General features: G+C 64.3%; 10 protein-coding genes. 5 read left to right on the top strand and 5 right to left on the bottom strand.

The window, feature by feature from the left end:
• Nucleotides 1-126: 126 nt before the first annotated feature.
• Nucleotides 127-1,455, bottom strand: a complete 1,329-nt coding sequence (locus AC1D2L_RS03435) for an ABC transporter substrate-binding protein (protein ID WP_476844402.1) — start codon at nt 1,453-1,455, stop codon at nt 127-129.
• Nucleotides 1,456-1,792: 337 nt separating this feature from the next.
• Between AC1D2L_RS03435 and AC1D2L_RS03430 the strand changes: the two genes are divergently transcribed.
• Both AC1D2L_RS03430 and AC1D2L_RS03425 read left to right on the top strand, forming a co-directional pair.
• Nucleotides 1,793-2,437, top strand: a complete 645-nt coding sequence (locus AC1D2L_RS03430) for a DUF47 domain-containing protein (RefSeq protein ID WP_476844401.1) — start codon at nt 1,793-1,795, stop codon at nt 2,435-2,437.
• A 9-nt stretch (nt 2,438-2,446) separates the two neighbouring features.
• Nucleotides 2,447-3,460: an inorganic phosphate transporter gene (locus AC1D2L_RS03425; RefSeq protein ID WP_476844400.1), complete on the top strand. Its 1,014-nt coding sequence runs from the start codon at nt 2,447-2,449 to the stop codon at nt 3,458-3,460.
• A 135-nt stretch (nt 3,461-3,595) separates the two neighbouring features.
• On the opposite strand, the gene AC1D2L_RS03420 is transcribed toward AC1D2L_RS03425, so the two are convergent.
• The 4 genes from AC1D2L_RS03420 to AC1D2L_RS03405 all read right to left on the bottom strand — a co-directional run bounded on the left by AC1D2L_RS03420 (nt 3,596) and on the right by AC1D2L_RS03405 (nt 9,305).
• Complete coding sequence (locus tag AC1D2L_RS03420; protein WP_476844399.1) at nt 3,596-4,360, bottom strand: HpcH/HpaI aldolase family protein; 765 nt, start codon at nt 4,358-4,360, stop codon at nt 3,596-3,598.
• A gap of 110 nt (nt 4,361-4,470) precedes the next feature.
• A complete protein-coding gene (locus AC1D2L_RS03415; RefSeq protein ID WP_476844398.1) occupies nt 4,471-6,180 on the bottom strand; it encodes a hydantoinase B/oxoprolinase family protein in 1,710 nt (569 codons plus the stop codon).
• Complete coding sequence (locus AC1D2L_RS03410; RefSeq protein ID WP_476844397.1) at nt 6,173-8,299, bottom strand: hydantoinase/oxoprolinase family protein; 2,127 nt, start codon at nt 8,297-8,299, stop codon at nt 6,173-6,175. The genes AC1D2L_RS03415 and AC1D2L_RS03410 overlap by 8 nt, the downstream gene beginning before the upstream one ends.
• A 118-nt stretch (nt 8,300-8,417) precedes the next feature.
• Nucleotides 8,418-9,305, bottom strand: coding sequence for a LysR family transcriptional regulator (locus AC1D2L_RS03405; RefSeq protein WP_476844396.1), 888 nt, complete (start codon nt 9,303-9,305; stop codon nt 8,418-8,420).
• Between the two features lie 207 nt (nt 9,306-9,512).
• On the opposite strand from AC1D2L_RS03405, the gene AC1D2L_RS03400 reads away from it, so the two are divergent.
• From AC1D2L_RS03400 to AC1D2L_RS03390, 3 genes are read left to right on the top strand one after another with little or no spacing between them, the layout of a single operon-like run.
• On the top strand, nt 9,513-10,499 hold the full coding sequence (locus AC1D2L_RS03400) for a TRAP transporter substrate-binding protein (protein ID WP_476844395.1): 987 nt from the start codon (nt 9,513-9,515) through the stop codon (nt 10,497-10,499).
• 49 nt (nt 10,500-10,548) lie between these two features.
• Nucleotides 10,549-11,070 (top strand): TRAP transporter small permease, encoded by a 522-nt coding sequence (locus tag AC1D2L_RS03395; protein ID WP_476844394.1) that lies wholly within the window; start codon nt 10,549-10,551, stop codon nt 11,068-11,070.
• Nucleotides 11,071-11,079: 9 nt separating this feature from the next.
• Nucleotides 11,080-12,384 (top strand): TRAP transporter large permease, encoded by a 1,305-nt coding sequence (locus tag AC1D2L_RS03390; RefSeq protein WP_476844393.1) that lies wholly within the window; start codon nt 11,080-11,082, stop codon nt 12,382-12,384.
• The last annotated feature ends 218 nt before the right edge of the window (nt 12,385-12,602 follow it).

Here is a 12,602-nt window from a genome sequence, read left to right as displayed (position 1 = left end):
TCGCGTCATGGTCGGGCTTGTCCCGACCATCCACGTCTTCGACCGTCGAGCCCTTCGACCAAGACGTGGATGCTCGCCACAAGGGCGAGCATGACGGCGCGAGGGCAGTGAGGGCTTCGGCGCTGCTTACTTCGCCGCCTTCAGTGCCTCTTCCGCCTTGGCCTTGGCCTTGGCGTAGTGGTCACGGGCGAAGCTCGCCCACTGCGCCTCGACCTCGGCCTGGCGGGCACCCTTCTCCTTCGAGCCTGTGAAGGCGCCGCGCAGCTCGGGGCTGGAGGCCTGCGCCTCGCTGACCGGCATGGCTGCGATCAGGGTGCGGGCTTCGTCGGCCAGCGCCTTGGCCTGCGGGTTGGCCTTCTTGGCCAGCGCCCCGTCAACCTCGTGCAGGACCTTTGTGACATCCTTGAGCGCGTCGAGCTGGAAGGAGATCAGCTGGTCGAACAGGGTGTCGACGACGGCCGTGCGGGTTTCCGACTTGTCGACGTCGAAGCCGATCATCTTCTGGAAGCGCGGATCGGTGAAGGGGTTGGGATAGTCGGCGCCGGCCTTGGCGTAGACGGCCGGGTTGACCGGCAGGCGGCGGATGCTCGGCTCGAGCAGGACTTCCTGGCCCGTCGGCGACAGCAGGAACTCGACGAAGGCCTCGGCCGCCGCCTTGTTGGGCGGGTTGGAAACGATCCCGACATTGGCGGGCACGACGGTGGTCACGCTCGGATAGACGAACTTTACGGGGAAGCCCGACGCCTGCGCCGAGAAGGCGAAGAAATCGATGACGATGCCGACGCCGACCTGGCCGGAGTTGACCGCCTCGGGCACGCCGAAGGAGCGCTCGTTGATCGCCCGGAAGTTGCCCGACATCTCCTTGATCGTGCGCCAGCCCTTGTCCCAGCCCTCGCCCTGCAGGACGGTTTCGACGGTCAGGTGCGTCGTACCGGAGCGCGAGGGCGCCGCGATCGAGACGTGATCGTAGAAGATCGGCTTGGCGAGGTCCTGCCATTCCTTGGGGTCGGGCAGCTTGTTGGCCTTGGCGTAGCGCTCGTTCCACATGATGCCGTAGCCCGACGCGGCGAAGCCGGAATAGAAGCCGGCGGGATCGTTGATCGGGTAGGAGCCGATCTTTTCCGGGATGCCGGTCGCTTTGGGCTTGTACGCCGAGAGCAGCTTCTTGCCCTTGAGCACCTCGAAGGCATCGGGCGCCGAGGCCCAGAACAGGTCGACCTGGTTGTTGGCCTTGGTCTCCTCGAGATACTTCACGCCGGCATTGGTGTTGCGGTTCTGGACTTCCAGCGTCACGCCCGGAACGGCCTTCTCGAAAGCCTTCTTGATGGGGTCGGTAACGTCCTTGGAAAACGAGGTCACAACCGTGACCTTGCCCGACGGGGCCTGCGCGAATGCGGCCGAGGCCGTCAGGCCCAAACCGATAGCGGTCGCAAGCGCGATCCTGCGGTTGATCATGGTGTCCTCCCGAATTTGTTAGAGATCGCCGACATCGAGGTCGGGCGATCCAAGGCAGGCCGCAGGTCCACCTGCGGCAAGTCATAAAGCTGTCACAAAAGGGGTGGGCGTGTCATCTCGGTCTTTGGCCGAAGACGGCTTAATCGCAGGCGCGGGGAATGAAGTTTGCGTTGCGTCATGCCCGGACGGCGGCTTTTACGCAGATTTTCGATGCATTCTCAGTCGCGAATCCACGTCCAGTGAGAGTTCTCCCCTGAAACGCGACGCTTCGCCTTTACAGCCAAACTGGGAGCGCCTATCGCCACCTGCGACAATTCAATGACGAAAGGCGGCTCTGATGCTTGCTTGGTTTCAGAAGCTCCTGCCTAAAGAAGACAAGTTCTTCGATCTGTTCGAGCGCCATGCCGCGACCCTGGTCGCAGGCGCAGGCGCGCTCGACGCGCTCCTGTCGGGCAGGACGGCGATCGAGCCCGGCTGCGAGGCGATCTACGAGCAGGAGAATCGCGCCGACGACATCGCCGGTCAGGTCATGCTGGAAGTCGGGCGGACGTTCATCACGCCGTTCGATCGCGGTGACATCGAGGAACTGATCGGCTCGATGGACGATGCCATCGACCAGATGCAGAAGACGGCCAAGTCCATCACGCTGTTCGAGGTCGAAAGCTTCCAGCCCTGCATGGAAGAACTCGGTGCGGTCATCGTCCAGGCAGCCGAGCGCGTCACCGTGCTGCTGCCCATGCTGCGTGACATCAAGAAGCACGCGGTTGCAATCGGTGCGCTGGCCAAGCAGATCGGGGCCATCGAGGAGCGTTCCGACAGGCTCTACGATCAGGGCATGAAAACGCTGTTCAAGGACCATCAGGCCTCCGACACCATGGGCTTCATTGTCGGCGCCGAGATTTACGACCATCTCGAGAAGGTGGTGGACCGCTTCGAGGATGTTGCCAAGCGCGTCAGCCGCATCGTCCTCGAACACCTCTGAGCGACCCTCGTGGATCTGTCCAGCGTCGCTCCTGCCCTTATCTTCCTGATCGCCGTCGCGTTGCTGTTCGATTTCCTGAACGGCTTGCATGACGCAGCGAACTCGATTGCCACCATCGTCTCGACCCGGGTGCTGGCGCCGCGCTGGGCCGTGTTCTGGGCGGCGTTCTTCAATTTCATCGCCTTCCTGTTCTTCGGTCTGCACGTCGCGCAGACGGTAGGCTCCGGCATCGTGCAGGCGGCGATCATCGACGACCGCGTCATCTTCGGTGCGCTGAGCGGCGCCATCGTCTGGAACGTCGTCACCTGGGTCGCCGGCATCCCGTCCAGTTCGTCGCACGCGCTGATAGGTGGGCTCGTCGGGGCAGGGCTCAGCAAGGTCGGCTTCTCGTCGATCGTGTGGTGGGGACTCGGCAAGACGGTCCTCGCGATCTTCATGTCGCCGGCACTGGGCTTTGCGCTGGCGTTGCTGCTCGTCCTGATCGTCTCATGGAGCTTCCTGCGCGTCGCACCGATCAAGGCCGACAGCACCTTCCGCGCTCTCCAATTCGTCTCGGCTTCGCTCTATTCGCTGGGGCACGGCGCCAATGACGCGCAGAAGACGATGGGCATCATCGCGGTGCTTCTGTTCTCGCACGGCATGATGGGCGACACCTTCGCGGTCCCGTTCTGGGTGGTCATCTCCTGCCAGACTGCGATGGCACTCGGCACGCTCTGCGGCGGCTGGCGCATCGTCCACACCATGGGCTCGAAGATCACGCGCCTCTCGCCGCAGCAGGGCTTTTGTGCCGAGACCGGCGGCGCAATCACGCTGTTCATGGCGACCTATCTCGGCATCCCCGTCTCGACCACGCACACCATCACGGGCGCCATCGTCGGCGTCGGCGCGGCGCGGCGCGTCACGGCCGTCCGATGGGGCGTGGCCCGCGGCATCGTCTTCGCCTGGGTCGTGACAATGCCGATGGCGGGTGTGATCTCGGCGCTCGGCTACGCAGCCTCAGGCTGGTTCCTGACCGGGCGGTAGCGGCCGCGCTCCCGCTCAACGGCAGCGGGCACGGATACTCCCAGCCCCGCTCACGCCAACGCATTGTCCTGAAACGAAAATAGGCGCCCGCGAGGGCGCCTATTTCTGATAGCTGATGTAAAGGCGAGCCTTTCCTCAGGCGCGCATCGTCTTCGCGAGATTGTCGGCACCGCGGGCAAGCGTCAGCAGATCCGAGCCGCAGGCGACGAAGGAAAAGCCTTCGGCGATCAGGCTTTTGGCGAAGGCGGGGTCGAAAACGAGCGTGCCGACCGGGATGCCGGCCTTCATCAGCTTCCTGGCGGCCTCGCGGATGACCTCCCAGACGGCAGGGTCTGTCGGCTTGCCGAGCAGTCCGATGGCGGCTGCGATGTCGGCGGGGCCGAAGAAGACGCCATCGACACCGTCCACCTGGCCGATCTCGAGCACCTGGTCGAGCGCCGCGCGGGTCTCGACCTGGACGAGCACCGCGGTTTCCTCGCCGATGCGGCTGAAGTAGTCGCTCATGCGGCCAAAGCCGTTGGCGCGGGTGCAGCCGCTGACGCCGCGAACGCCGTGCGGCGGGTAGCGCGTGGCGCTGACGGCGCTGGCGGCCTCATCGGGCGACTGGACCATCGGGAACAGCAGGCCCGGCGCGCCCATGTCGAGCAGGCGCTTGACCAGGACGGTGTCGTTCCAGTCGGGCCGTACGATCGGCGTGACGTCGTGGGCGGCCAGGACCTGCAGCTGCGCCATGACGGAGTTGAGATCGTTGGGGGAGTGCTCGGTGTCGATCAGCAGCCAGTCGAAGCCCGACGCTGCGACGGCTTCCGTGCTGAAGGTGTTGGCCAGGCTGAGCCAGTAGCCGATCTGCGGCGTGCCGCTGCGGATGGCAGCCAGGAACTTGTTCTGGGGCAGCTTCATGATGGTGTTCTCACGCTATCGACCGGAGTGGCTCCGGCAGGGCAAAGCAGGGCAGGGCAGTCACAACGAAAAACGCGGCGGCCCGGAAAGGCCGCCGCGCTGGAATGATGTCAGCGGGGCAGGTCGCCACGCCGGGAGGTTGCCAGGACCTCCGCGACTTTCGCCTCGGACAGCCCGTATTGGGCGCTGGCGGCTTCCGTCGAGATGTAGCCGAGAGCCAGGTCGCGTTCGATATGGCTGGCCTCACGCTCGGCCGGCGCTCCGTATCCGGCACCGCCGGGGAAGGCCATGACCACCCTGCGGCCATGCGGCACGAACTGCTTGCCCTTGCCCTTCATGGCGGTGCCATCGTCGAGCGCGATCGTCGTCGGGGCGCCTGCGCCGCCGCCACGCCGCCCGCGGGCGGGATGGTGGACGCGGTCGAACATCGCCTGCATGTCGAACTCGTAGCCCTCCCAGGCGCCGACTTCCATGTGCTGGCCGAGGCCACCGCGATGGCGACCGGTGCCGCCGGAATCAGGCCGCAGTTCCTTGCGCCAGACGATGACGGGGCCGACCTGCTCGGTCGCCTCGACCGGCATGGTCATCACGCCGGAGGGGAAGGCCGTCGCATTCATGCCGTCGAGTGTCGGGCGCGCGCCTGATCCGCCGGAGTTGAAGGTCAGGACCTCGGCGCGGACCGCGTCGGCAGGGATCGGAGCGTCGCTGCGGGGACGCAGCGAGACCTGGAAGTTGCACAGGCTGCCGGCGCCTTCGGCGGGAGCCACGCCCGGCAGGATCTTGTCGAGCGCGTCATAGATGGTGTCGGGCACCATGTGGCCGATGATGTGGCGCAGCGCGACCGGGGCCGGCCAGACGGCGTTGACGATGGTATTCTCCGGAGCCGAGATGCGGAAAGGCTCGAGCGAAGCCGCATTGTTGGGAATTTCCGGCGCGATCGCGCATTTCAGCGCGTAGCAGGTGTAGGCCTTGGTGTAGACGAGCGGCACGTTGATGCCGTTCTTGTCGACGCCGGAGGTGCCGGTCCAGTCGCAGAGCACGCCGTCGGCTTCGATCGTGATCTTCACGCACAGGTCGATCGGGCGGCTGTAGCCGTCGATGCGCATATGGCCTTCAGCCTGGGCGCGGGGCAGGGCTGCGATCTTCTCCAGCGTCGCGATGCGCGAATTGGTCAGGATGAAGTCCGAGATACCAGCGAGGTCGGCGAGCTTGAACTCGACCATCATGTCGACCAGGCGGCGATGGCCGATCTCGTTGCAGGTCGCCAGCGCATAGATGTCGCCGACGAGTTGATCGGGCTCGCGCACATTGCCACGGACGATCGCGACCAGAGTCTCGTTGACCGTGCCCCGGTCCGCGAACTTCATGATCGGGATGTGCAGGCCTTCTTCATAGACCGAGTTGGCGTCGGCGCCGAAGCCGCGCCCGCCGATGTCGACGATGTGGGCGGTGCAGGCGAAGAAGCCGACATGGCGGCCCTGGTGGAAGGACGGCGTCACGACGGTGATGTCGTGCAGGTGGCCCGTGCCCTCCCAGGGGTTGTTGGTGATGTAGACATCGCCTTCGGCGATGTTGGCGCGGCCGATGCGGCGGATGAAGTGGGCCACCGCGTCGGCCATGGCGTTGACGTGGCCGGGCGTGCCGGTCACGGCCTGGGCCAGCATCAGGCCCTCGGCGTTGTAGACGCCGGCGGAGAGATCGCCGGCCTCACGCACCGAGGTCGAGAACGAGGTGCGGATCAGCGCCTGCGCCTGTTCCTCGACGACCGAGATCAGGCGGTTCCACATCACCTGGTTGGCGACTTTTGAAGTCTCAGACATGGGCGACCTCCTTCCGGTTCGTGGCGGCCGATTCGGACGAGGCGTCCTGCAGGCGGATATCGATGCAGCCATCGTTGAGGGCCACGGCGATGCGGCTCGACGGCAGGACGATGGTGGTCTCGTCCTCGGTGATGATCCCGGGGCCACGGATCGCACTGCCCGCCGACAGGTCGCTGCGGTTATAGGTCGACGCCTCGATCATCCGGCCGAGGCCGGCGTCGAAGAAGCTGCGATCGGCATGCTTCGTCGCGGCCTGCGTCGAGCCGAGCGCCTCGACGGCGACAACGGGGTTGGGCGGCGTGAATGCATTGACCGACCAGACGGTGATCTCGGCCTCGAGGCCCTTCACGGTGCGTCCGAACAGGTTGACGTATTCGCGCTCGAACCGCTCGAGGATGACCGCTGGATCGGCAGCGTTTGCCTCCTCCGGTGAGAGCATCACGGGGATCTCCCAGCCCTGGCCGGCATAGCGCATGTAGATCTTGTGCTCGGTCAGGATGTCGCCATCCCAGCCGCATGAACGCACGACGCGGGTCGCCTCGTCCTTCATCTCGGCGAAGACCTGCGTCACGCGCTGCGTGTCGAACTTCGCCAGCCGCATGAACAGGGTGCGGTTGGCCTCGAAGCTGAAGGGCGCTCGCAGGAAGCCGATCGCGGAGCCGACGCCGGCGCCCGGAGGCACGAGGCAGCGCGAGATACCTAGCTTTTCGCAGAGGCGGCCGGCATGGAGCGGCGCTGCACCGCCGAAGGCGATCATCGTGTAGTCGGAGAGATCCTCGCCGTTCTCGACGGCGTGGACACGGGCCGCATTGGCCATGTTCTCGTCGACGACCTCGGCCACGCCCCAGGCGCTCTCAGTTGCCTCCATGCCGAGCCTGCCGCCGATCACGCTATCAAGCGCGGCCGCCGAGTCCTTGGCGTAGAGCGGGATCGTGCCGCCTGCGAAGTTGTCCGGATCGATCTTGCCGAGGATGACGTCGGCGTCTGTCACGGCAGGGCGCTTGCCGCCACGACCGTAGCAGGCCGGGCCGGGCTCGGAGCCCGCGCTCTCGGGTCCGACGCGGATCTGGTTCATCGAGTCAACATGGGCCAGGCTGCCGCCGCCCGCGCCGATCTCGACCATGTCGATGACCGGGATCGAGATCGGCATGCCCGAGCCCTTCTTGAACCGGTAGGTCCGGGCCACCTCGAAGACGCGCGCGGTCTTGGGGGTGTAGTTCTTGATCAGGCAGATCTTGGCCGTGGTGCCGCCCATGTCGAAGGACAGCACCTTCTTGAGGCCGTGGCGGGCCGCGATGTCGGCCGCGAAGACCGCGCCGCCGGCAGGGCCGGACTCGACCAGGCGCACCGGGAATTCCGAGGCGCTCTCCAGCGAGATGATGCCGCCGCCCGAATGCATCAGGAAGATCGGGCAGACCGCGCCCTCAGTGGCGAGCCGGTCCTTCAGCCGCACCAGATAGCTCTTCATCAAGGGCTTGATGTAGGCGTTGGCGATCGTCGTGTTGAAGCGCTCGTATTCGCGCATCTGCGGCGAGACTTCCGAGGACAGCGAGATCATCACGCCCGGCAGGCGCTCGCTCAGAACCTCGTAGACAAGACGCTCATGGGCGTCGTTGACGTAGCAATGCAGCAGACCCACCGCGATGCTCTCGTAGCCCGCGTCGCGCAATTCATCGGCGAGCACCTCGATGTCGGCGCGCGCGAGCGGGATCAGCACATTGCCGCGTGCGTCGATGCGCTCGCGCAGCGTGTAGCGTCGGTTGCGCGCCAGCAGCGGCTCCGGCAGCGTCATGTTCAGGTCATACTGCTCGAACCGGCTCTCGGTGCGCATCTCGATGACGTCGCGAAAGCCTTCGGTGGTGATCAGAGCGGTCTTGGCACCACGCCGCTCGATCAGCGCGTTGGTGGCCAGGGTCGTGCCGTGGATGATCTGCCCGATGGCGGTGGCAGGAATGCCGGCCTTCTCGCAGACGCGGTGCATGCCCTCGATGATCGCGTCTTCCGGCGCGGAATAGGTCGTTAGGACCTTGGTCGAGAACCGTTGCCCACCCTGTTCAAGGACGACATCTGTAAAAGTTCCCCCGATATCGACGCCTAGTCGCGCCCCGAGAATGGACATGGCTGGATGGCCTCCTGTGTCTGCTATTTTCGAGGATACGAATGGCGCCCTATGTCGTCGAATTATTAATATCTATCTCTGTCGATAGAGAATATTTATCGAGGGGTCGTTTTGCGCATTAATGGTGCTGAGCGGCTCGCTCGCTTGCCAATTCCGCCGAACGTCTGAGCAGGAAATTGGCTGGTGTGTGCGCAAATGAGGCGGTGAAGGCGAGGGGCGAAGGCACCCAGTCATAGGGAATGGTCGTGAGCGTTCCGTTCGCCAGCCCCTTCTCCACCAGCGTCCGCGGCAGGGGCGCGATTCCCAGTCCATCGATCGTCATCTGCAGGCAGGCGGCCAGGTTGCTGGAGGGCACGATGCGCACCGGCCGCTCCCAGACATCGCGAAAATGCGCCGAGAGCTCCACGAAGTGCCGCGTATTGCGCGCATGGGTCAGGATCGCGTGGGCGGCGAGGTCGGCGACGCCTGCACCTTTCATGGGCAGGATCGTGGCGGCGACCCAGACATAGGGCACGGAGCCGAGATCGACATTCGTGATGTTGAAGTTGGAGATCGGCCCATTGAGCAGGCACAAATCGAGCGAGCGTGACACGAGCTCGTCACGCAGGTTGATCGTCAGGTCGACCTTGAGCTCGACGTCGACATTGGGAAAGACGCGCTTGAGATCGAGCATGTAGTCGCGCAGCCAGGTCTGCGAGATGAGCTCGGCCACGCCCAGCCGCAGAATGCCGACCTGCTGATCCGAGCGGATCGATTGCTGGGAGAACTCTTCCGACGCCTGCAGGACGCGCTCCGCATGACCCATCAGCGAATGCCCGATCGGCGTCAGGGCAACCGAGCCGGAATCGCGGTAGAACAGCCTTGTCCCCAGCACGGCTTCCAGCTGTGAGATGCGCACCGATATATTCGGCTGCGTCGTGTTGAGTCGCTCGGCCGTGGCGCGAAAGCTGCCTAGTTTTGCGACCCACACAAAACTCTCGACCTGTTTCAGGGTCCAATTTGGCATCACGCCTCCGTGCGGCGCTGTTTCGAGCGCAAAAAGAGGGCAATAATGCCCCTCGATAAAGGTCCTTTATCGCAAGAACAGAAAAATTCAATTGGATGCTATCGCTGTAACGCGATGGAGTATAGCAGGCCGGCTATGGAGCTGGACTTGAGAGCGTCTCGTTGATCCGCGCGGACAAACCGTGACGAGAGACGAAAGAGGGAAACGATGAACCGCAGAGCTTTGATCGCATCCGCTGCCTTGGCGTTGACTGTCGCCTGGACCGCGCCGACGCTTGCCCAGACGTCCTGGACGATGGCGAACGGCTATCCGGAGAGCAGCTTCTTCACGCAGAACATTCGCCTCATGATCAAGGAGATCGAGGAGAAGAGCGGCGGCAAGCTCAAGATCGATCTGCGCTCCCACGACAGCCTGATCAAGCTCGATGCGGTCAAGCGCGCGGTTCAGTCCGGCCAGATCCAGATCGGCGAAATCCGCCTGGGCGTCTACGGTAACGAAGGCGCGATGTATAACCTCGACAACATCCCCGGCGTCGCCACGACCTACGAACAGGCGACCAAGTTGACCGAGGCGCAGAAGCCCTTCTTCGATGCGCTGTTCAAGAAGAACGGCATGCGCGCGATTACCTATATCGCATGGCCGGGTCAGGGCTTTTACACCAAGCAGCCGCTCAAGGGGCTGGCCGAGCTGAAGGGCCAGAAGCTGCGGATCTACTCGAAGCAGACGCAGATCATGGGCGAGAAGCTCGGTATGGAGGCGCTGATCCTGCCCTTCGCCGAGGTTCCGCAGGCCTTTTCGACCGGCATGATTCAGGCGCTCTGGACCAGTGCGCAGACTGGCACCGACGTCCAGATCTGGGACTACGTCAAACACTTCACCTATACCGGCACGATGCACAACAAGAACGCGATCCTGGTCAATGAGCGCGCCTTCCGTGCGCTTGATCCCGCGACGCAGAAGGTCGTGACCGAAGCCGGCGAAGCTGCCACCAAGCGCGGCTTCGAGCTGTCGCAGAAGGCCGGCGAAGAGCGCGAGGCGCTGCTCAAGAGCCACGGCATGACGGTTGCCCAGTCGCCCAAGGACATCCTCGACGCCATCGAGGTCGCAGGCAAGGGCATGGTCGACGAATGGCTCGCCGCCGCGACGCCCGAGGAAAAGGCCGTCTACGAAAACTACACGAAGAGCCTGAAGTAACAGGGTCCTCCAGATCAACCATCAATCAACATTGAAAGCGAGGTAGCCGGTGCTCCGGGGGCTTCTCGATAAATTCTACGAAGCCTGCGGCTATCTCGCCGCGGTCTTCATGGTCGGTATTGCGGTGGCGATCGTCATCCAGATCGTCTCGCGGATGCGGGGTGTGACGGTGGACGCCACCGAGGCGGCGGGGCTTTGCCTCGCCGCATCGACCTTCTTTGGTCTCGCCCACACCTTCCGGCGTGGGTCGCATGTCCGCATCAACCTGATCATCGATCGCCTTTCGGCATCTGCCCGGCACAAGGTCGAGATCTTCAACTGCCTGCTGGGCACCGTCGTCGTGTCGTTCCTGGCCTGGCATGTCAGCCTGCTGGCCAAGCAGTCCTTCGAGTTCAACGACGTCAGCCCTGGCCTTTTGGCCATGCCGTTCTGGATTCCGCAGGCAGGCGTCGCCATCGGCGTGATCGCTTTCGCGATCGCGCTGATCGACGAACTTCTCTGGCTGCTGACCGGTGGTCAGCCGCGTTACGAGGCGCCCGATGAAATCGGCCTCGACAAGCCAGTGGCATAGGAACAGTTCATGGATCCGATAGTCATTGCGTCGCTGGTCCTCGCCGGCACGCTGTTCTTCCTTCTCGCCACCGGAGTTTGGGTCGCGCTGGTCCTGCTCACCTGCGGCATGGTGGTGATGGGTCTCTTCACCACGGCGCCGATGGGCTCGCTGGTCGCCTCGACTTTGTGGGACTCCAGCTGGGGCTGGGCGCTGACATCTCTGCCGCTCTTCATCTGGATGGGCGAAATTCTGTTCCGCTCGAAACTGTCCTCGGACATGTTCCTCGGGCTGGCGCCCTGGGTCTCGCGTCTTCCGGGCCGTCTCCTGCACGTCAACGTGCTTGGCTGCGGCATCATGGCGGCGGTTGCTGGCTCCTCGGCCGTGACCTGCGCCACGATCGGCCGCATCAGCGTCCCCGAGCTCGACAAGCGTGGCTACCCGCTCAACATGACGATCGGCACGCTCGCCGGCTCCGGCACGCTGGGCCTGTTGATCCCGCCCTCGATCATCATGATCGTCTACGGCGTGACGGCAGAGGTCTCGATCGCGCGGCTCTTCATCGCAGGTGTCGTTCCGGGCCTGCTGCTGATGCTGCTCTTCATGGGCTACACGGCCGTCTGGAGCCTGCTCAACCCCGGCAAGATGCCTCCGGCCGATCCGCCGATCCCCTTCCTCGAGAAGGTCTACCTGTCGCGCCGGCTGATCCCCGTCGCGCTGCTGATCGGCTCGGTCGTCGGCTCGATCTATGGCGGCATCGCCACCCCGACCGAGGCCGCCACCATCGGCGTCGTCGGTGCGCTGATCCTGGCGGCGGTCGGCGGCGGGTTGACCCGCGCAAGCTTCATGGAAAGCCTGATGGCGGCCATGCGGACCTCCTGCATGATCTCGCTGATCATCGCCTGCGCCGCCTGCCTGACGATCGCTGTCGCGTTCGTCGACATCCCGCGCTCGCTGGCGAGCTGGGTCGATGCGATGCAGCTTTCGCCCTATGCGCTGCTGGCGGTGCTGGCGGTGTTCATGCTGATCCTGGGGTGCTTCCTCGAGGGCATCTCGATCATCGTGCTGACCTCGTCGGTGATGCTGCCGATGGTCCAGGCTGCTGGTATCGACCTGCTCTGGTTCGGCATCTTCGTCGTCGTGCTGATCGAGGCCGCGCAGATCACGCCACCGGTGGGCTTCAACCTGTTCGTGCTGCAAAGTATTACCGGCAAGAACATCCTCGAGGTCACGAAGGCGGCGATGCCGTACTTCTTCGTGCTGATGCTGCTGCTCGTGCTGATCACGATCTTCCCGCAGATCGTCACCGGCCTGCCCAAGATGATGGCTGGCTGAGCCGAAGGGCTGACCCGCCGACGGCGTCAAGCCGCCGGTGGGCTCCGCCGATCCCTGCTTGTACCGGCGTTTCCAATTGTGCGGCGGAGGCCTTCCCTGGAGGGTCTCCGCCGCATTGCTATGATCGGTTTCGATTTCGCAGAATGCCTTTTCCACAATCGATTGTTCCCTGGCGCCCGCTCGGGCGCGGCTGTCGGACTCATCGAGCGCGCGCTCGG

This window comes from Allobosea sp. P1_B10 (assembly GCF_056406735.1).
Note: the sequence above shows the minus strand (reverse complement) of the source record. Positions and strands in the feature narration are given on the sequence as shown.

Coding starts and splice junctions, on each gene's coding strand:
- AC1D2L_RS03435 (WP_476844402.1), bottom strand. CDS start 1,455: ATGATCAACCGCAGGATCGCGCTTGCGACCGCTATCGGTTTGGGCCTG.
- AC1D2L_RS03430 (WP_476844401.1), top strand. CDS start 1,793: ATGCTTGCTTGGTTTCAGAAGCTCCTGCCTAAAGAAGACAAGTTCTTC.
- AC1D2L_RS03420 (WP_476844399.1), bottom strand. CDS start 4,360: ATGAAGCTGCCCCAGAACAAGTTCCTGGCTGCCATCCGCAGCGGCACG.
- AC1D2L_RS03415 (WP_476844398.1), bottom strand. CDS start 6,180: ATGTCTGAGACTTCAAAAGTCGCCAACCAGGTGATGTGGAACCGCCTG.
- AC1D2L_RS03410 (WP_476844397.1), bottom strand. CDS start 8,299: ATGTCCATTCTCGGGGCGCGACTAGGCGTCGATATCGGGGGAACTTTT.
- AC1D2L_RS03405 (WP_476844396.1), bottom strand. CDS start 9,305: ATGCCAAATTGGACCCTGAAACAGGTCGAGAGTTTTGTGTGGGTCGCA.
- AC1D2L_RS03400 (WP_476844395.1), top strand. CDS start 9,513: ATGAACCGCAGAGCTTTGATCGCATCCGCTGCCTTGGCGTTGACTGTC.
- AC1D2L_RS03390 (WP_476844393.1), top strand. CDS start 11,080: ATGGATCCGATAGTCATTGCGTCGCTGGTCCTCGCCGGCACGCTGTTC.